The 19,181-nt window shown below is 69.8% G+C and carries 17 protein-coding genes; 8 read left to right on the forward strand and 9 right to left on the reverse strand.

Going from position 1 to position 19,181, the window contains the following annotated elements; genetic code table 11:
• Positions 1 to 22: 22 nt before the first annotated feature.
• Together DA1_RS22345 and DA1_RS22350 are read left to right on the forward strand one after the other, a co-directional pair.
• Positions 23 to 1,228: an HlyD family secretion protein gene (locus DA1_RS22345; RefSeq protein ID WP_034394677.1), complete on the forward strand. Its 1,206-nt coding sequence runs from the start codon at positions 23 to 25 to the stop codon at positions 1,226 to 1,228.
• Positions 1,225 to 2,631: an efflux transporter outer membrane subunit gene (locus DA1_RS22350; RefSeq protein ID WP_034394673.1), complete on the forward strand. Its 1,407-nt coding sequence runs from the start codon at positions 1,225 to 1,227 to the stop codon at positions 2,629 to 2,631. The genes DA1_RS22345 and DA1_RS22350 overlap by 4 nt, the downstream gene beginning before the upstream one ends.
• A 66-nt stretch (positions 2,632 to 2,697) precedes the next feature.
• On the opposite strand, the gene DA1_RS30620 is transcribed toward DA1_RS22350, so the two are convergent.
• The 5 genes from DA1_RS30620 to dsrO form a co-directional block, all read right to left on the reverse strand.
• The gene (locus DA1_RS30620) at positions 2,698 to 2,988 is read right to left on the reverse strand and encodes a hypothetical protein (protein ID WP_155294288.1); all 291 of its coding nucleotides are present in this window, start codon (positions 2,986 to 2,988) and stop codon (positions 2,698 to 2,700) included.
• Entirely contained in the window at positions 2,985 to 4,190 is a 1,206-nt protein-coding gene (locus DA1_RS22360) for a hypothetical protein (protein WP_034394667.1), read from the reverse strand. Before DA1_RS22360 ends, DA1_RS30620 begins: the two co-directional genes overlap by 4 nt.
• Before the next feature lie 240 nt (positions 4,191 to 4,430).
• A complete protein-coding gene (locus tag DA1_RS22365; protein ID WP_034394664.1) occupies positions 4,431 to 7,631 on the reverse strand; it encodes a tetrathionate reductase subunit A in 3,201 nt (1,066 codons plus the stop codon).
• Between the two features lie 78 nt (positions 7,632 to 7,709).
• On the reverse strand, positions 7,710 to 8,753 hold the full coding sequence (gene nrfD / locus DA1_RS22370; RefSeq protein ID WP_034394661.1) for an NrfD/PsrC family molybdoenzyme membrane anchor subunit: 1,044 nt from the start codon (positions 8,751 to 8,753) through the stop codon (positions 7,710 to 7,712).
• A 16-nt stretch (positions 8,754 to 8,769) separates the two neighbouring features.
• Positions 8,770 to 9,615, reverse strand: a complete 846-nt coding sequence (gene dsrO / locus DA1_RS22375; RefSeq protein ID WP_034398690.1) for a sulfate reduction electron transfer complex DsrMKJOP subunit DsrO — start codon at positions 9,613 to 9,615, stop codon at positions 8,770 to 8,772.
• Positions 9,616 to 9,948: 333 nt separating this feature from the next.
• Here dsrO and DA1_RS22380 point away from each other — a divergent pair, with 333 nt between their 5' ends.
• Positions 9,949 to 10,413, forward strand: a complete 465-nt coding sequence (locus DA1_RS22380) for a hypothetical protein (RefSeq protein ID WP_012206046.1) — start codon at positions 9,949 to 9,951, stop codon at positions 10,411 to 10,413.
• Here DA1_RS22380 and DA1_RS22385 read toward each other — a convergent pair.
• The 4 genes from DA1_RS22385 to DA1_RS22400 form a co-directional block, all read right to left on the reverse strand.
• Positions 10,398 to 10,799: a DsrE family protein gene (locus DA1_RS22385; RefSeq protein ID WP_034394658.1), complete on the reverse strand. Its 402-nt coding sequence runs from the start codon at positions 10,797 to 10,799 to the stop codon at positions 10,398 to 10,400. The two genes, DA1_RS22380 and DA1_RS22385, sit on opposite strands and share 16 nt — an antisense overlap.
• 11 nt (positions 10,800 to 10,810) lie before the next feature.
• Positions 10,811 to 11,617: a thiol:disulfide interchange protein DsbG gene (gene dsbG, locus DA1_RS22390; RefSeq protein ID WP_034398688.1), complete on the reverse strand. Its 807-nt coding sequence runs from the start codon at positions 11,615 to 11,617 to the stop codon at positions 10,811 to 10,813.
• Complete coding sequence (locus DA1_RS22395; RefSeq protein WP_034394655.1) at positions 11,614 to 12,612, reverse strand: TlpA family protein disulfide reductase; 999 nt, start codon at positions 12,610 to 12,612, stop codon at positions 11,614 to 11,616. Before DA1_RS22395 ends, dsbG begins: the two co-directional genes overlap by 4 nt.
• Positions 12,613 to 12,697: 85 nt before the next feature.
• On the reverse strand, positions 12,698 to 13,897 hold the full coding sequence (locus tag DA1_RS22400) for an MFS transporter (RefSeq protein ID WP_034394652.1): 1,200 nt from the start codon (positions 13,895 to 13,897) through the stop codon (positions 12,698 to 12,700).
• Positions 13,898 to 14,041: 144 nt separating this feature from the next.
• Here DA1_RS22400 and DA1_RS22405 point away from each other — a divergent pair, with 144 nt between their 5' ends.
• From DA1_RS22405 to DA1_RS22425, 5 genes are all read left to right on the forward strand, one after another.
• Positions 14,042 to 14,629 (forward strand): TetR/AcrR family transcriptional regulator, encoded by a 588-nt coding sequence (locus tag DA1_RS22405; protein ID WP_013802038.1) that lies wholly within the window; start codon positions 14,042 to 14,044, stop codon positions 14,627 to 14,629.
• Between the two features lie 150 nt (positions 14,630 to 14,779).
• Entirely contained in the window at positions 14,780 to 15,442 is a 663-nt protein-coding gene (locus DA1_RS22410) for a response regulator (protein ID WP_012206042.1), read from the forward strand.
• The gene (locus tag DA1_RS22415; RefSeq protein WP_034394649.1) at positions 15,439 to 16,989 is read left to right on the forward strand and encodes an ATP-binding protein; all 1,551 of its coding nucleotides are present in this window, start codon (positions 15,439 to 15,441) and stop codon (positions 16,987 to 16,989) included. Before DA1_RS22410 ends, DA1_RS22415 begins: the two co-directional genes overlap by 4 nt.
• A 168-nt stretch (positions 16,990 to 17,157) precedes the next feature.
• A complete protein-coding gene (locus DA1_RS22420) occupies positions 17,158 to 17,907 on the forward strand; it encodes a c-type cytochrome (protein WP_034394646.1) in 750 nt (249 codons plus the stop codon).
• Positions 17,908 to 17,924: 17 nt separating this feature from the next.
• Complete coding sequence (locus tag DA1_RS22425) at positions 17,925 to 18,956, forward strand: c-type cytochrome (protein ID WP_034394643.1); 1,032 nt, start codon at positions 17,925 to 17,927, stop codon at positions 18,954 to 18,956.
• Positions 18,957 to 19,181: the final 225 nt, after the last annotated feature.

The raw sequence follows: 19,181 nt of genomic DNA on the forward strand, positions 1-19,181 counted from the left end.
CGCCCAGAGAAAAGACAACAACATGAGTGACTCCGAAAATTCCAATGGCGGCACGGCCGCCTCTGCCTCGCCTGCGCCGGCTCCCGCTGCGGCGCCTTCGCCCTCGCCATCACCTTCGCCATCGCCCAAGCTCATCAAACCCTCGCTGCGCAGCGTGCTGGTGATGCTGGTGGTCGCACTGGCCGGCGTGCTGCTGGTGCTGCGTGCATGGAACCTGTTCCCCTTCGCGGGCACCGTGGTCAGCACCGACAACGCCTATGTGCGCGGCGCCGTCACCGTGCTCGCGCCCCAGGTCAGCGGCTATGTGACCGAGGTGCTGGTGCAGGACTACGAGAACGTCAAGGCCGGCCAGCCCCTGGTGCGCATCGACGCACGCACCTACGAAGCCGCCCAGGCCCAGGCGCAGGCCCAGCTGGCCAATGCCCGCGCACAGCTGGCCAATGCCGACCAGACCCAGGCCCAGAACCGCGCCACGCTGGGCGCCAGCCGCGCCGGCCTGGCGGCGGCGCAGGCCGAATCCGACCGTGCGGCAGCCGAGCTGCAGCGCGTGCAGGCGCTGTCCGAGCGCGGCTCCGTCTCGCTCAACGAGCGCGACAAGGTGCGTGCCACCGCGCGCCTGGCGGCCACCAACGTGGCCAAGGCCCAGGCCGACATCGAAATCAACGCCCAGAAGATCAAGGCGACGACGGTGAACCGCGCCTCGCTCGAAGCCCAGGTCCAGATGGCCGAGGCCCAGCTGCGCCAGGCCCAGATCAACCTGGACAACACCGTGGTGCACGCGCCCGGCGATGGCCAGGTCAGCGAGGTGGGCGTGCGCCGGGGCCAGTACGTCACGGCCGGCTCCCAGCTCATGTACGTGGTGCCGCACACGCTGTGGGTGGTGGCCAACTTCAAGGAAACCCAGACCGCCCAGGTGCGCATAGGCCAGGCTGTGCGCTTCAGCGTTGATGCGCTGGGCGGCGCCCACCTCACGGGCCGCGTGCTGGAGATCGCGCCCGCCACGGGCTCGGAATTCAGCGTGCTCAAGGCCGACAACGCCACGGGCAACTTCACCAAGGTCGTGCAGCGCTTGCCAGTCAAGATTGCAATCGATCCCGACCAGGAGCTGGCCGCCAGGCTGCGCGCGGGCATGTCGGTGGTGGTGCGGCTGGATACGGCGCAGCCTGAGACCCAACCCGCACAGCAACCCGCACAGCAGCCCGCACCCCAACCGGAGGCCCGCCCATGACCGCCCGCGCACTGGCCATGGCCATCGCCTGCGCCGCCGCGCTGGCCGGCTGCAGCGTGCCGCCGCTGAGCAACGCGCCTGAAGCGGCTCGGCCCGCCATGCCCGCCCAGTGGAGCGGGGCAGGGCAGGAGCCGGCCGCCGCCGTCCAGGCATCGTGGTGGCAGGCCTTTGGCGATCCGCTGCTCACGCGCTGGGTGGAACTGGCCCAGTCCCGCAACAACGATGTGCTGCTGGCCCTGTCGCGCGTGGATGAGGCGCGGGCCAATCTGGATGTGGCAGGCGCTGCGGGCCTGCCCCAGCTCTCGGCCACGGCCGGCGTCTCCACGGGCCGCAGCCTGGGCGCGCGGGGCCTGGCGCACACGCGCTCGGTGCAGCCCAGCCTGCAGGCCAGCTGGGAGCCTGATCTGTGGGGCCGCATCGCCCACCTGGAAAAGGCCGCCGCCCTGCGCCTGCAGGCCAGCGAGGCCGACCGCGACGCCGTGGCACTGGCCGTGGCCGCCACCACGGCCCAGGCCTATGTGGGCCTGCGCTCGCTGCAATCGCAGCTGCAAGTGGCCCAGGCCACGGCCCGCTCGCGCGAACAGGCCCTGCGCCTGGCTGACGATCAGGCACGCGTCGGCTACACCTCGCAGCTGCAGCTCACCCAGGCCCAGGCCGAGCTGCAATCCGTGCAGCAGGCCGTGGAGCAGCTGGAACTGTCGCTGGCGCGCCAGCGCACGGCGCTCCTGCTGCTGGCCGGCGGCGAGGGTGACGAGCAGGCAGCCGCGCTCATGGCAACAACCGACGGCCAGTCCGCTGCGCTGGGCGCACCGCCGCCTGCGCCGGCCGCCGGCCTGCCTTCGGCCTTGCTGCAGCGCCGCCCCGACATTGCACGGGCCCAGCTGCAACTGGCGGCCGCCGACGAAAGCTTGGCCGTGCAGCGCACCGCCTTCCTGCCCCAGGTCTCGCTGACGGCCAGCGCCGGCAGCCTGCTGGTCAACGCCCTGCAATACCACCCGGCCACGGTCTGGGCCCTGGGCGGCAGCGTGCTGGCGCCGCTGTTCACGGGCGGCCGGCTGCAAGGGCAGTTCGACGCCGTGACCGCCCAGCGCGACCAGGCCGCCTATGCCTACCGTGGCGTGGTGATCAAGGCCCTGGCCGATGTGGAAAACGCCCTGGTCGGCACCCGGCGCCTGCAGTCGCAGTGGCAGCACGCCAGCGAGCGCGAGGCGGTGCTGCAGCGCTCCCTGGGCTTTGCCAAGGACCGCTACGAGGCCGGCTACGCCAGCTACCTGGAAGAGCTGGACGCCCAGCGCAATCTCTTCCAGGCGCAGCAGGAGGTGATACGCCTGCGCCAGAGCCAGCTGGAAAACGCCATTGCGCTGTACCAGGCGCTGGGCGGCGGCTGGCAGGCCGGGGACTGACCTTTCAGGAGCTGCTCCGGGCTGTGCTGGCCATGGCGGGATATGGCGCACTGGCCCAGTGCGCAGTCAGCCGGACACAAGCGCATATATCACCATGACGGCGAGAGCCCAAAACAGAAGTGTGCCGAACAGCTTGGTGGATGCGATGGCTGCGGCCAGTAGCGCCGCGCCCATTGCGAGTCCGGCGTGCTGTGTCTTGTACCAGCAGTAGAGGCCGGTAGCAGCACCCGCGAAAAATGCGATCAACCCACGGTCTGCCCCCGGGCTTGCGAGACTTTGCTTGCAGTCGTGATCGGGTGGCAGCGTGCCGGTGGAGCTTATCGTTCGGCCGCATTTGTTACAGGTCCATTGCGTCATTGCGGGTTTCTCCCGGCCGATTGCCTTGCGTTGCTGCGCACCCAGTTCCTTGCCTCCTGAGGCGAGAGGCCTGGGGGCATGGGGGCTGCAGGAAGGGGCGCCATTCCAGGACTTGATGGCAAGGGTTGCGCTGTGCCGGTGACGGGGTGCCGGGCCATCAGGCTGCGGCGCAGCGCAAGCGCGGCCTTGTCGCTGGGCGGGCATTCCTTGATGGCCTGGTCACCGATGAAGCGCAGCACTCCCTTAGGGTCCCGCGCGAGCATGGCCGGGATGTCTTCCGGTGCCTTCGCATACCAGAAGCCATAGGTGGCATAGCTTTTGACACCGCTGGAGTTCAATTTAGGCCCATAGGTGCATTGCAGGGTTTGATGGCCTTTGTTCCCGGTTTCAACCATCCAGTGATACACATCGCCTTCGGCCAGACCGTGGAGATCGACGGCGGAGAGGCGTTGCCGCTGTTGCTCGAACAGCCGTGCGCCACCATCGGGTGCAGTGGCGGCCTGCACATCCCTGGTGGCGGCTGCCTGCGCCTGCTGTTCCTGGCCCATGCCGAGCTGGATTTCCTGTCGGTCTCTGAGCCGTTTGTACGCCTGGTAGGTCGAATCGTTGGCCTGCAGTGCCTGTTGCAAGCGGTCGGGCTGAAGTGCCGCCATCGCCATCTGGCCGTCTCGCGCCGCTCCCAGCGAAGCCCTGATGCCTCTGACCCAGCTTTCAAAGGCCGCACGGCCATCCGATGGGATGCCGTTGTCCAAAGCGCCCCCTGTCACGCGCTCCAGTCCCTTGACGATGGATATATTTCGTTCCGAAAAGCCTTCGTTGAGGTAGAGCGTGAGGAAGTAGAGATCCTTTTCCAGCAGCAGCTTGGCGAACTCCGCTTCCGCCTTGGCTCTGGTGCCTGGCGTCCGGGCTGTTTCAAGAAAGCCCTGACGTGCTTTGGCGATCCTGCGGTTGAACTCGGACTTGTTCTTCGTAGCCTGTTGCTGGGCCGCCAGTGCATTGGTCAGATCCTCGCGGATCACGTCCCCGATCGTGACCCTGCCCACCCAAGTGGTTTGCGCGTGACAGGCGTGCGCGAAAGCGATTGCGGCGGCGGCCAAAGCCACGGTTGCGCCGTGCTGCCACCGGCCGCCGGGAGCCGGCTCGCGTATTGGGGTGGCAACTCGCCAGGTGCCACCAGATTGAAAGAAGGAGTCAACCTGCATGTAGCGCCCCTCTCTTGGGTGTGCTTTCGAAACGTAGCGGCTTGCAGTAGCCTGCCTCGCACCCCTTGGGTGTGCAGGCTCTGCCGGGATTTCAGCATCCGCCACGAGGACCGGCAATCCCGCGAATGGTGTCTCCTTTTGTAAATGGTGGCCCTGGCAAGACCCTTCAACTCTGCGACAACGCAGCCATTGGGCAGGGAGTGGGTCGTGTGGTGCATTGATCCTGATGGGCTGAAGACACTAGGTTTTCTCGATGCGCGCAGGCAGGCCCTGGCGCACCGCGGCGCCCGACACCCAGTCCACCCACACGTTTTTGCAGCCGGGCCGCGTGGGATCGGCAAAGCCCAGGTCGTTGAGGTTCACGCCATTGGCATGCTCGGCGTTCACCGGCATGGGCTTGCCGTCAATGCTGTGGCGGCCTGCGCCCAGCTCGCGGTGGCCGTAGCCGTGCTCGATGGCCACGGTCCCCGGCATCACGCCGTCGCGCACCATGGCCACGGCCGTCACCGCGCCGCCCGGCGTGCGGATGCGCACCGTGTCCCCGTTGGCGATGCCCAGCCGCTCGGCGTCATCGCGGTGCAGGGACACCGGGTTGTGCGGATGCACCTGGCGCAGCCGCGAGACGGCAATCGACATGGAACTCATCAGGTTGGACTTGTACGAGGTCAGCAGCAGCGGCCATTGCTGCTCGCCGAAATGCGTGCGCATGGCGCTGCCGTCGGCCAGCCGCGCCGGGTACCAGGTGGGGCAGCCGCTGTAGCGCTCGCCCGTCATGGCGTGGCGCATGCGGGCCAGCTCCTCGCTCCACACTTGCAGGGCAGGCGCGTGGGCCTTGCGGGTGTGGCCGTCCTTCCAGGCGTCTTCGATGCGGTCGAAGCGCCCGCCGCGCGTCAGCAGCATGGCCACCTGGCGCCATTCATCGTCCTTCAGGCGCTGGCGCAGCGCGGGCACCAGCCTGTCCACGCCGGTGATGGCGATGTCGTCATCGCTGGCCGCCGGCACGGGCTTGCCGCCTGCCCAGGCCACGTTGGCCAGGGCATGGATGAAGAAGTCCTCGGCCGAGCGCAGCGCATGGGGCTGGCCCTGGGCGTCCTTGATGGCGGCCTCGCCAAAGCCGGGCAGGCCCAGCCGTTCTGCCACGGCGAAGAGGAAGCTCTCCACGTTCACGGGCTGGCCGCCGGCCGTGCGCGCCACGGCGGGCTGCACCACGGGCCAGCGCACGGTGGAGCTTTTGGCCACCACGTCGGCCCAGGGCGCCGAGATGCCCCAGCTCTCGTAGGTCACGGTATCGGGCACGATGAAATCGGCCAGCGCGCTGGTCTCGTTGATGAAGGGGTCGATGGAGACGATCAGCGGCAGCTTCTTCGGGTCCTTGAGATCGTCCACCAGCGCATTGCGAAAGCCCGCAATGCCGTAGACGGGGTTGCTCATGTGGTTGATCCAGGCCTTGGCGCGGTAGGGGTAGCCGGCCAGCGCGCTGGCCAGCATCTCGCTGGACAGGCCGCCCACGGCCGGGTACCACGGGGCCTGGGCGGCGGGGTAGTCCTTCGCGCCCTCTGGCTGGCCCTCGCGCTTGCGCTGGAATTCCGCGCTTTTCTCGTAGGGCTGGCGGTGGCGTGACAGCGCCAGGCCGCGCGGCTTGACCTTGCCGTCGAAGTTGGCGAAGTCGTAGCGCGGGCCGGGGCCGAAGGGGCCGAACGGGCCGGCATCCAGCACCAGGCCGCCCTGCACGTTGAGGTTGCCCACCAGGGTGTTGAGCATGCTGATGGCGTAGGCGGTGTAGAAGCCCGCGCCGCTCATGGTGCCGCCATGCGCATCGGCCACGGCGCGCTTGCCATGGCTGGTGAACTCGCGCGCCAGCGCCTCGATCTCGCCGCGCGCCACGCCGCACAGCGCCGCGTATTCGTCCAGTGTCTTGAGGCTGGCCTGCTCATGCAGCTTGGCCAGCGAGGAGCAGACCGACAGCTCGGGGGCCTGGTCCGCGCCTTCGGCCTTCAGGCCGGGCACGGCCACGCGGGTGCGCACCATCAGCTGTGCAGGCTCGGCCTGGGTGTGCGGCGCCAGGCTGCCATCGGCACGCTGCACCACGAACACGTCCTGGGCCGGCTTGCCGTCTTCGGCTGGCGCGGGCAGGGCCCAGCCCAGGTCGGCGCCGCGCAGAAAGCTGCCATGGCGCGGGTGGCCGTGCTCGTTGACCAGCAGGTGCGTGGCATTGCTCCAGGACGCCTCGCCCGCCGCCTGCATGGCGGCCGGGCCGGGCTGGGCGAGAAAGTCCGTGTCATGGCGCGCCTCGTCCAGGATGACGCGGATCAGCGCCATGACCAGGGCCAGGTCGCTGGCCGGCTTGACGGCCAGCCAGCGGTTGCCGCTGCCCGCAGCCAGGCTGGACGAGGTCGGCAGCACGGGCGAGACCACCACGTAGCGGAAACGGTTGTCCTCGCGCGAGCGGGCCTCGGCCAGTTCGCGGCCCTGGCGCTGGAAGGGGTTGCCGGACTGCGCGGGCGCCGCGCCGATGAACAGGCCGAAGCTGGCATGGCTCCAGTCCGGCTTGCCGTGCGGCATGCCGGGCAGGTCGCCCAGGGCCGCTGCCGCGCCCACGCGAAAACTCTGGCCGCAGTAGGCGCCGTGGTTGCTGACGTTCACGGTGCCGAAGGACGGCCCCGCAAAGCGGCGCAGCAGCTGGGCGCGGCCTTCGTTGGAGGCGTCGGTCACCAGCAACTGGTTGGAGCGCGGGCCGAACTCGGGGTTGTCGGCGTCCAGCGGCGTCCTGGGGTCCCAGATGGCGCGCAGGCCCTCGACCTGGCCTTCGCCGAACAGATCGCCGCCCTCGCAGACTTCCTGCACCAGCTGCTCGAAGGAAATGCTCTGCCAGCGGCCGCTGCCGCGCGGGCCCACGCGCTTGAGCGGGGTGAGCACGCGGTGCGGCGCACTCTGGTGCTCCAGCATGGACGATCCGCGCGCGCAGGCCGTGGCCCGGCCCTCCAGGCCCAGTTCCTTGCCCAGTTTGGCGTAGACCTCGCGCACGGGTTCGTCCATGGCCGCTGGCCGCGTGGTGGCCAGCGGGTGGTAGGGGTTGCCTGCCACGCGCAGGATGCGGTTGCTGGCGGTATCGACACGCACGCGCACGCCGCACTGCGTCCAGCAGCCCAGGCAGCTGGAGGGGCTGACCACCTGGCCGGGCTGGGTGGCGAGCGCGCCCGTGGCCGGGTCGATGCGGAACTCCGGCGTCAGCGAATTGCCGCGCGTGGCGCTGGCTGTGGGCGTGCCCGAGGTGCCTGCGACCAGGCCCTTGGCACCGCGCGCCAGTGTTTCACCGTAGCCGGCCGCAAAGGCGGCCAGCCCACCGGCGGTGAGGCCACCGCGCAGCAGCAGGCGGCGGCGGGCGGCCTCGGCATCCAGGGAATCTTCGGGAGCTTGGGGGAGTTTCTTCTTGTCGGTCATGAAAGGCTTTCTGTGGCGCGGCCGGCCGGTGGCGGGCCGCGCTCCGTGAATGGGTGAGGGGTCGTCAGGGCGGCGGTGTCAGAGGGCGCGGGCCGCGGCCGAACGCGCGGGAAACAGCTCCAGCGCCCAGGTGGCCAGCGTCACAAGCGCGATGCACAGGCCGGCCACGCCCAGCATGCCCAGCAGGCCGTCGCCGCCCAGCGGCATGTGGTAGATGTACAGGCCCGCGCCGTACTTGGGCACGCCCTGCACGCCCATGAACAGCGCCCAGCGGAAGGCCCAGGCCGCGGCGGCCAGACCCAGCCCCAGGGCCAGCGTGTAGCGCGGGCAGACCATGCGCTGCCCACCCCGCACCAGGGCCCACAGCAGGGCGGCACCGGCCACGGCCGAGCCCAGCATGCTCAGGCGCCAGACCGGAAACTGCTGCCACAGCTGCAGCGCTGCCTGGAAGGAGCGGCCCTGGCCCAGCCAGCCGGCAACGGCCCAGACCGCCACCATGGCCAGCAGGCACAGCGCCAGCGCCAGGCCCAGCATGCGCAGCGCCTGCAGGGCGCCGGCATCGGGGCGGTGGCGGGCGGGCAGAAAGCGCGCCGTCACCAGCATGCAGCCCACCGTGGCCAGCCAGCCCGTGAGCGCCAGGTTCAGCGGCACCCACAGCGTGTTCCACAGCGGGCGCGAGCGCACGGCCATCAGCTCGGCGCCGGTATAGGCGGTGATGGTCAGCGCCGACACGGCCAGCAGCGGCGCAAGCCAGCGCAGCCACTGCGGCCGGCCCAGCCACCAGGCCAGCACGAAGGCCAGCGCCAGTCCCACGAAGGCCGGCAGCAGCAGCGCGCCCACCGACATCCACGACCACGGCGTGAAGTGCGCATAGAAATGCCAGAAGCGCGCAGGCTGGTGCAGGTCGGCCAGCAGCGACACGGGCGCGGCGATGGCGCTGACGGCCAGCACCAGCACGGCGGCCGGCAGCAGGCGCGCCATGGCGCTGGCACGCGGCGCCCAGGCGCAGGCGGCGGCCAGCAGGGCGGCGCCCGTGGCAATGCCGGCCAGGAAGAAGTACTGCACGGCCCAGGGCAGCCAGGCCGATTCGTAGGCGGGGGTCAGGAGTTCGACGATGTGCATGGGGTGCTCCTTGCGTTCAGTGGGAAGTGACCAGCCGCACGCTGGCCTGCCCGTCCACGCCGTCGACGAAGGCGTCGGGCAATCCCAGGTAGTACACATGCGGGTCCGTGCCCATGGCGGGCTTGAGCACCTTGAGGTCCTTGGCGTGCTCGCGCATGCGCTGGCGGATCTCGCTGCCCTCGTCGTTGAGGTCGCCGATCACGCGGGCGCCGCCCACGCAGCTTTCCACGCAGGCCGGCAGCAGGCCGGCTTCCAGGCGGTGCTCGCAGAAGGTGCACTTGTCGGCGGTCTGCGTCTCGTGGTTGATGAAGCGTGCGTCATAGGGGCAGGCCTGCACGCAGTAGCCGCAGCCCACGCAGCGCTCGTTGTCCACCAGCACGATGCCGTCGCTGCGCTGGAAGGTGGCCTGCACCGGGCAGACCGGCACGCAGGGCGGGTTGTCGCAGTGGTTGCACAGGCGCGGCAGGTTGAGCATGGCCGGCGGCAGGTCCTCGTTGCCCGCGTGCTGCACCTCGTACTGCAGCACCGTGGTGCGGAACTGGCCCAGCGGCGGCAGGTTCTCCATGGAGCAGCTCACCGTGCAGGCCTGGCAGCCTATGCAGCGGCGCAGGTCCACCAGCATGCCGTAGCGCTTGCCGGCCTCGCCGGGACGGCGCGGCGGCTGGAAACCCGGGGTGCCGGGCGCGGCCGCCGCCACGGGCAGGGCCACGGCCGCCATGGCAGCGGCCAGCAGATCCTGCAGGAAGCCGCGCTTGCCTGCGGCGGGCTGCGCATGGGCGGCGGCGCGGGCGGGGATGTCCTGGGAGGAGGGCTTGCAGCTGCAGTCGTTGCAGCCGCTGCCGGCGCGGGATGTTTTTGGCATGGCCTGTCTTTCATCGTCCTGCGGCCACGGAGGGTGGTCGCTCAAACTCAATAAAGCATTAAAAATATGCTTTTTATATTGAATTTAATATATGAAATTCAGGGCCTTGGTGGCTTGATGTGAGTCAAGCAATGGGCTTGTAAAGCGCCACCGACTGCCTGCCATGGACAGGCGCCCAAGGCAGTCCATAGCGTGTGGCGCAGGGATTAAGACGGGGTTAACAGGGTGACTGCATTCCTCGGGAATGCGGGGCGCGTATCGGAAATCACCCTCTTGTTTCCGTGCGCGGCCCCGGTCTACGCTGCTTGTGTTGCCACTGCCAAGGAGTTCTCCATGAACCATGCCCTGAACAGCCTTGCTTCGGAACTGGACCTTGCCGCCGAAGCCGGCGAGCATCTGAGGCTGCAATTCACACAGGCCTGCGTGGACCGCATCGCGCACCTGCTGGAAGACCCGGACGTCATCCGCTGCGCACAAGGCCTTCGCCGCTACCTGGACGGCCAGATCGACAGGCAGGAGCTGGACCGCCTGGCCCGCGAGGCGGCCAGCCTGGCCAACCATCACCAGGGATCGCGCTCCCTCGACGGCTGCGGCCATGCCGCCGTGTCCGCCACCTATGCCACGGCCCATGGGCTGGCGGGCCGGGCGCTGCAGGCGGCCGACTATGCGGCCTATGCCATGGTCTATGGCGAGGGCGGCCACGGCGCCGTCACGGACCGCGAATCGTTCGAGCCTGAATACCAATGGCAGGCCCGCTGCCTGGCCTCGCTGGCGCAGGCCGCTCAGCAGCGCACGTAGCACCAGCCCGACTGCTGCAGCAGGGCCAGTGACTCGATGCCGCCCTGCGGCAGCACGCGCATGCCGGCAGGCGCCTCGCGGCCCAGCTTCCTGAGCGTGTTCGGGCAGACCAGCGCATGGGCCAGGGCCTCTGCATCCAGATGCTGCGGCGTGCCCGGCGCGGCGTCCAGCAGCGCCTCGACGGCCGGGCCGTTGATGACGATGCGGACCTCGGCACCGGGCCGGTCCTGGCGCAGGTTGGCCAGATTGCTGCGTGCACGGGCCAGGGCGCCGGGCGTGGGCGCATGCAGCACGATGCGCAGCGGCGGCGCATCCGGCCTGGCGGGGAACAGGTCGCTCCAGTCGCTGGAGGATGTGGAAGCGGCGGGAGAACGGCTTGTGCTCATGGTCGACCCCGTCATTTCCTGCCACGCGGCCCCATGACCTCTTCCAGCAGGCCCGGCGGCAGGCCGGTGCGCACCTGCACCACTCCCTTGTCATCCTTCCAGACCAGGGCCGGCGTGGCACGCAGTCCCCAGGTGGACATCAGCGAGGCATGGTTGGCCAGCACCTGCCGCGTGGCCTGCGGCACCGGGGCCAGCGGCGTGGCGCCCGCGCCCTCTGCGCTGGCGCGGCCGGCCTTGGCATAGGCGCGTGCGTGCTCGGCCAGGGCCTGCTCGGGCTGGCGCGCGGTCAGCAAGGCGGCGGCCTTGCCCTCGCTGCTGGGCTTGAGGATGCCGACCAGAATGTGGCGCAACTGCACCTGGCCACTCTCCACCCAGGGCCGGGCATCGTTCCACAGCTGGTTGCAATAGGGGCAGTTGGGGTCGGTGAACACATAGACCGTGCGCGGCGCGTCGGCGCGGCCGTCCGGTATGGACTGGGCGCGCTGCACATCGCCCCACAGTTGCTCGCTCATGGGCTTTTGCACGGCGGCTTGCAGGGCCTGGGCGTTCACGTCGCGGCCCTGGGCGTCGATCACCGTGCCCAGCACCCAGTGCTTGCCGTCAGGCATGCGGTAGATGGGCACGGGCTGGCGGTCGCGGTAGGCGGCCCAGGCCTTGAGTCCGCCCACGGCCGGCAGCGGTCCCACCAGGGTCAGTCCCTGCTGGGCCAGGAAATCCTCCGATGGCAGCTCGGACGCCGCAGCCGGCAGGGCCAAGGCTGCCGACAGGGCCAGGGCTCCTGCCAGTGCAGGCAGGGGGAACAGGGGGGAAGCGCTCATGAACATTCCTTCAGATGCTGGGCCAGGCTGGCGCGCGACAGCTCGCCCATGCGCATGCCGCACAGCCGGCCGTCGGCGCCATAGAAATAGGTGGAAGGCAGGCCTCGCTGGCGCCAGTGCCGGCCGGCCTGCTGCTGCGGGTCGAACAGCACCTGGGCCAGCGGCAGCGGGGCTGCTGCCTGCTCGCGCCGCAGGTAGCCCATCACGGTCTCGGCAGACTCGCCCTGGTTGATCCAGATGAAGCGCACATCGGGCCGCTGCTGCTGGGCCTGGGCCAGCACCGGCATCTCGCGTCGGCAGGGCGGGCACCAGGTGGCCCAGAGGTTGATGACCATGGGCTTGCCATCGGCCTGCTGCAACTGCTGCAGCGAGACCGGCTGCGCCTGCCCGTTGACCAGGGTGAAGGCCGGCAGGGCCGGTGCATCTGCGGAGGGCAGCGCCTGCAGCAGGCTGCCCAGCACCAGCAGGGCCGCCCCCGCGCCCAGCGCCAGCCCTGTGGCGCGGCGCAGCACCGGGGAGCGGCGGCTGCGCCACAGCATGTACAGCAGCGCGGCCAGCAGGCCGGCCCACAGGTTCCATCCCCCGTCGCGGATATCGATGATGCGGCCTGCGAAGGCCGGCATCCCGCTCCAATCCCAGGGGGCCGGCGCGACCTCGGTCCACCACTGCGCGACATAGGCCAGGCGCGCCGCCAGCAGGCCGGCCAGGGTGCTTTGCCAAAGCAGCGCATCCACGGCCTGGCCCGTGCGCCTTTCGTTCCTGCGCGCCAGCCACTGCGCCAGCAGCCAGGCCAGCATGGCCACCACCACGCCCATCGGCAGGACCAGCGGCCCCAGCGCCAGGCTGGCGGGCAGGTGCAGCCAGGTGCCCAGCGCCGATAGCGCTGACGGCCCGCCAGGCTCGGCCGGTCCGGCAAGAACAGGCGAAGGCGCCAGCAGCAGGCCAGCAAGCAAGGGCAGGAAGGACGAAAGAAGAGGGGATGACCGGAGATGCATGGGCAAGGAGTTTCAGCCATGCAGGCTGACAGGTCGTGGATGCTGGCAGCGGGGAATTAACGGGGGGTTAACGGCCTCATGGCCATCAGGCTGCGACCGGTCCATTTCGCCCAGCCAATCCCATGGCCGCAGACAGCAGCAAGGCCGCAGCGGCCAAGCCGCCAGACAGCCAGAGCGTGGCGTGCAGCCCCCAGCCATCGACCAGTTGGCCGCCCGCCCATGAGCCCAGCGCAATACCGATGTTGAAGACGCCAACGTACAGCGCCGTGGCAATTTCCACGGCGCGTGGCGCAGCCTGCATCATCCAGGTCATCAGGCCCACCGATACGCCGCCGTAGGCCAGGCCCCAGACCAGCAGCACGGCGCCACCACCGGTTGGCGAGCCGCCCACGGACAGGAACAGCACAGGCGCCAGCAGCAGGCCCAGGGCGATCGCCGCCAGACTCGGCGCCGTGCGGCGCGCCGCGATGATGCCCGCCAGGAAGTTGCCCGCAATGCCCGCGATGCCGTAAGCCAGCAGCAGCGCGCTCATCCATTGCGCATCGAACCCCGACATCGTCAGCAGCAACGGGCGCACGAAGGTGAAGGACATGAAATGCCCGGCCACCAGCAGCAGCGTCAGTGCCAGCCCGGCCTGCAGCCTGCGGTTGGCCAGCTGATGGCTGAACTGGCGCAGGCTGGCCGAGCCTGTGGCAGGCAGGGCGGGGAGAACGGCCACGTGCAGCGCCAGCACCAGTGCGCTGAAGCCTGCCATGCCACCAAAGGCCCAGCGCCATCCCGCGAAATCGCCGATCAGCGCGCCCAGCGGCACGCCCAGCACCGAGGCTGCCGCCACGCCGCCAAAGATGATGGAGGTCGCCAGGCCCATCGACGCCTGGGGTACCAGCCGTGCCGCCAGCCCGCCCGCGATTGCCCAGATGCCGCCCATGCAAAAGCCCACCAGGACGCGCGCGGCCAGCAGCCAGATCAGCGACGGCGCCAGCGCCGAGGCCAGGTTGGCCAGCACGAGCAGGGCCAGCAGTCCGCACAGGATGCGGCGCCGGTCCATGCCGCCCGCCGCCATCACCACCAGCGGCGCGAACAGCGCGGCCAGCAGCGCCGGCAGCGAGATCATCAGGCCGGCCCTGCCCATGGAGGTGCCCAGGCTGCCGGCAATCGATGTGAGCAGGCCGACCGGCAGCATTTCCGTGGTCACCACGGAAAAGGTGGCCAGGCCCACGGCGGACACGGCCAGCCACGGGCGGCGCGCGGCGGGTTCGGGCCGCGTGGAGGAAGACGAATTCATGGTCCAGATCCCTTCAAACAGGTGGGGGGTGTTGCGCCGCCGTCGCGGGACAGAGAAAATACATACGCTGCGTATGAATAGAATCCTATATACATACGTGGCGTATGTAAATAATCATGCACGCCGTATGTAAGGAGATTGGCCATGGTTCGCCGCACCCGCGCCGAGATGGAAGAAACCCGCGCCACGCTGCTGGCCACGGCCCGCAAGGCCTTTGGAGAGCAGGGCTACGCCGATGCCTCCATGGACGATCTCACCGCGCAGGTGGGCCTGACGCGGGGCGCGCTGTACCACCATTTCGGCGACAAGCAGGGCCTGCTGGCGGCCGTGGTCGAGCAGATCGATGCCGAGGTGGATGAACGCCTGAAGGCCATCACCGCCCATGCCCAGGATCCCTGGCAGGGCTTTCGCAGTCGCTGCCAGGCCTACCTGGAAATGGCGCTGGAGCCTGAAATCCAGCGCATCGTGCTGCGCGATGCGCGCGCGGCTTTGGGCGGTGCGCTGCCGCAATCGCAGCGCCACTGCATTGCGTCCATGCAGGCACTGATTGCGGACCTCATGGCGCAGGGCATCGTGGCCCGGGCCGATCCGCAGGCGTTGGCATCGCTGATCTACGGCAGCCTGGCCGAAGCGGCTTTCTGGATTGCCGAGGGCGAGGACGCCGACCTGCGGCTGGAGCGCGGCGCGGCGGCGCTGGACCTGCTGCTGGGCGGGCTGCTGGCCCGGCCCTGAGCGGGCCACCTGGCCGCATTCTTGTGCACCCGCCTGCGAAATTCGGCACGCCGCCGCGCCAGCGCGGCAAATCTGCGATGCTCAGTCGCTTTTCGTTCCCGACTTGAATACAGACGGCGGGGCCTGGCGCCAGGCCCTGCGGACAACAACATGCATGTTCTCTTGGTGGAAGACAACGCGCTGGTGGCCAGCGGCGTGCGAGCCGGCCTGCAGCTGCAGGGCTTTGGCGTGGATACCGTGGCCTCGGCCGGGCAGGCGGATGCGGCCATCCGTTCCTCGCATTTCGATGCCTGCGTGCTGGACCTGGGCCTGCCGGACGAGGATGGCCTCTCGCTGCTGGCGCGCTGGCGCGGCCAGGGCCTGCAGGTGCCCGTGCTGGTGCTGACGGCGCGCGATGCCGTGTCCCAGCGCATCGAAGGCCTGCAGACCGGCGCCGACGATTACCTGGTCAAGCCCTTTGACCTGCACGAACTGGCGGCGCGCCTGCATGCGCTGCTGCGCCGCGCGGCCGGCCGCAGCGTGGACTGGATCGAGCTGGGCGAGGTGCGCATCAATCCCGCTGCAGGCCATATCCAGCGCCAGGGCCGCACGGTGGAGCTGTCGCGCCGCGAGTGGTCGCTGCTGCGCGCGCTGCTGCAGTCGCCGGGCCGCATTCTCAGCACCGAGCAACTGCGCGACAGCCTCTACGGCTACAGCCAGGACGTGGAGAGCAATGCCGTCAACGTTCATGTGCACCATCTGCGCCGCAAGCTGGGCCATGAACTGGTGGAGACGGTGCGCGGCGAGGGCTATCGCCTGGGCCTGCACCCATGATGCGCAGCCTGCGCGTGCGCCTGCTGGCATGTCTGTGCCTGGCGCTGTGCACGCTGTGGGGCGGGGTGGCGGCCTGGATGTTCTCCGACATGCGCAACGAACTGCGCACCGTGCTGGATGACCGGCTGATCGCCTCGGCGCGCATGGTGGCCGGCATCGTCCACCAGTTCCGGCCTGCCCGGGAGCTGCCGCAGGACTGGAGCCCCATGCTCAACGTGATCGCGCGCGACGGCGTGGCCTGCGAGGTCAGCCTGGTGCGCGGCGAGGTCCAGCCCGTGCGCCCCGAATCGGCCCTGCCGCAGGTGCTGGCCAAGACCGAGGGCAGTCCCGTGTTCCCGCAGAGCATGCCGCTGGGCTTCTCGACCATCATCAAGGGCGGCAAGCCCTGGCGCACCTATGTGCTGGAGGACCACGGCGTGCGCATCGCCACGGCCGACCGCATCGATGTGCGCGAGGGCCTGATCCACGGCTTTGCCTACACCATCGTCCTGCCCTTCGTGCTGGCGCTGCTGGCCAGCATGGGGCTGATGTGGTGGGCCGTGACCCAGGGCCTCAGGCCGCTGGAGGCCCTGCGGCGCGAACTGGCGCGCCGCCCGCCCGGCGACGACTCGCCCGTGGCCCAGGGCCTGCAGACGCGCGAGCTGGCGCCGCTGGTGGGCACGCTCAACCAGCTGCTGCACCGCGTGCGCGCCGCCATCGACCGCGAGCGCCGCTGGAGCGACGACGCCGCCCATGAGTTGCGCACGCCGCTCACCGCCATCAAGACCCATGTGCAGGTGGCGCAGATGGCGCTGGCGGCGCCCGGCATGCCTGCCGGCCTTCTGGCCGCGCCGCCCGGCTCCATGGCCCGCGATTCGCTGGCCCAGGCGGGCGAGGGCGTGGAGCACCTGCAGCACACGCTGGAGCAGTTGCTGCTGCTGGCGCGGCTGGAGCAGCATGAACCGGGTGCCGCCAATGCGCTGGCCTGCGGCGATGCGCCTGCCGATGCGCTGCAGGCGCTGGACAAGGCCTGGCAACTGGCGGTGAATGCCGTGAGCGCCGGAGCACCGGCGCCGGCGCAGCGCCAATGGTTGGACACGCACCAGCAGCCCGGCAACGGCGCCTGGCCGCTGGCCATCTCCGAGCCCCTGCTGGTCTCGGCCCTGCGCAATCTGCTGGAAAACGCCCTGCGCCATGCGCCGCAGCATGCCGTGGAACTGGCGGTGCGGCCCATTGGCGCCATGCCGGGCAAGACACAGCAGCCGGGCTCAGGCTATGTGGAGTTCACCGTGGCCGACCATGGCCCGGGGCTCAGCGCCGAGGAATGCGAAGAGGCCACGCGCCGCTTTTGGCGCAAGCGTCCCCAGGAGCATGGCAGCGGCCTGGGCCTGCCCATCGTGCAGCGCATCGCCGAATGCGCAGGCGGCTGCCTGCTGCTGCAGCCGCGCAGCCTGTGGCGGCCCGAGGAAGGCCAGGCCAGCGGCCTGGTCGCGCGCCTGTACCTGCCGCTGGCGGACGGCCCGGGCCCGCAGGCCCCGGCCGCCGGCCCATTAGCGCCGGCCCATTAACGCCGGCTTAATCTCGGTTCCGTATCGTGCGGGCCTGGCTGGCCAGCCCTGCGGGCATTGCGCCTTGCGGGGCGGCGGCCGGTATCCCTATTCGATCCTGTCCGCCGCAGCCGTGCGCTCCTGGGTGCGTGGCGCGGACGCATGGCAGGGCAAATGCCTCTTCCCACGATGATCCGCATGAACAAACAGACCCTGTCCCGGTCGAGCATCGCCATCGGCATCTGCATGCTGATGGGCAGCGCCTGGGCGCAAGACGCCGCGCCCAAGGCAGCAGCGCCCACAGCTGCGGTGCAAGGCAGTGCAGCAGCCGGCCAGAAAATCGCCCAGTCGGGCACGCCCCAGGGTGCGGCGGCATGTGCCACCTGCCACGGCGCCAAGGGCGAGGGCATGGCGGGCTTTCCGGCCCTGGCCGGCCAGCACGCCGGCTATCTGGCGCGCCAGCTCCAGCACCTGGCCGACGGCAGCCGCCAGGCCCCCGTGATGGCGCCCATGGCCAAGGCCCTGTCGGCCCAGGACCGCGCCGATGTGGCCGCCTATTACGCCAGCCTGCCGCTGCCCATCCAGCCCGTGCGCGGCCCGCTGCCCAAGGGCAAGGACGATGACGGCGCCTGGCTGGTCGAGCGCGGACGCTGGGCGGACGGCATTCCCGCCTGTGCCCAATGCCACGGCCCGGGCGGCGTGGGCGTGGGCGCCGATTTCCCGGCCATCGGCCACCTGACGGCCGACTACATGCAAAGCCAGGTCGCCGCCTGGAACAAGGGCCAGCGCGAGGCTGGCCCGCTGGGCCTCATGGGCAAGGTCGCGCAAAAGCTCACGCCCGCGGACATCCAGGCCGTGGCGGCCTACTACGCCCGCCTGCATGGCGCCAGCCCCAGCACCAGCACCGCAGCCACGGCCTCCGCGCCAGCCAAACCCTGATGGACCGGGAGCCGAACATGTCCGACACACAACCCACCCGCGCCTCCAAAAACTCCAATACCGCCGAGTACGCCGTCGTCGCCTGCCTGTTCGCCGGCCTGGCGGGCGCGCTCGCCTATGGCATGTACATCAGCCAGCCAGACATGCCACCTGCGCCGGCCCGCGTGGGCGCGGTCCCCGCTGCGGCTGCCACCGCAGCCAGGGCCGATGCAAATGCGAATGCCCAGGTCACCTCCCAGGCCGTGAAAGTGGCTGCCGACGGCGGCGCCTTCACGCCCCCCGGCGCCCGCGACATCCCCGACACGCCCATGGGCGAGTGGATTCGGCGTGGCGAGGCCATCTTCCTGCGCACGCCGGCCAACGCAGTGGGCTTTTCGGGCAACACCCTCAACTGCGTGAACTGCCACCTGGACGCAGGCCGGCTCAAGGGCGCCGCACCCATGTGGGGTGCCTACCCGCTGTACCCTGCTTACCGCAAGAAGACCAACCACGTGGACACCTTCGCCGAGCGCGTGCGCGGCTGCTTCATGTACAGCATGAACGGCAAGGCCCCCGACGACGGCCACGACATCCTCGTGGCGCTGGAGGCCTATGCCTACTGGATGGCACAGAAGGCGCCCACGGGCGAGAAGCTGCCCGGTGCGGGCTTCACCAAGGTGGGCAAGGCCGCGCAGGAGCCCAGCTTCGAGCGCGGCGCCAAGGTCTACGAGGCCAAGTGCGCGCTGTGCCACGGCCCTCAGGGCCAGGGCCAGGAAGTAGGCGGTGTGACCGTGTTCCCGCCGCTGTGGGGCAAGCAGTCCTACAACTGGGGCGCGGGCACGCACGAAGTGGACAAGGCCGCCAGCTTCATCAAGGGCAACATGCCCTACGGCAACCCCACGCTGGATGACCAGGAGGCCTGGGACGTGGCCACCTACATCAACAGCATGGAGCGCCCCCAGGACCCGCGCTTCACCGGCAACGTGGCCGACACGCGCAAGCAGTTCCACGACAACCCGTACTCGCTGTACGGCACCGAGGTCAACGGGCGGCTGCTCAAGGGTCTTTGAGCGGATCGGACAGGCAACGGCAGGCCGGGCGCAGGCCTGCGTTGCTGCAAGGGACAGGGCGCTGACAGCCGCCCTGCAAGCGCATCTGCGCCGGTGCGGCCTTTGCACCAGACGGCGTACGGTCATCGGTTTGACGGCCGGCATTTCATGATTTAATAAGAATCATTCTCACTGATTTGCCGACGCATCCGGCTTGCACCGCAGCACACCGCCTTGCCGGCAAGC

Origin of the sequence: Delftia acidovorans NBRC 14950 (genome assembly GCF_001598795.1) — a bacterium.
GTDB classification, from domain to species: domain Bacteria; phylum Pseudomonadota; class Gammaproteobacteria; order Burkholderiales; family Burkholderiaceae_C; genus Comamonas; species Comamonas acidovorans.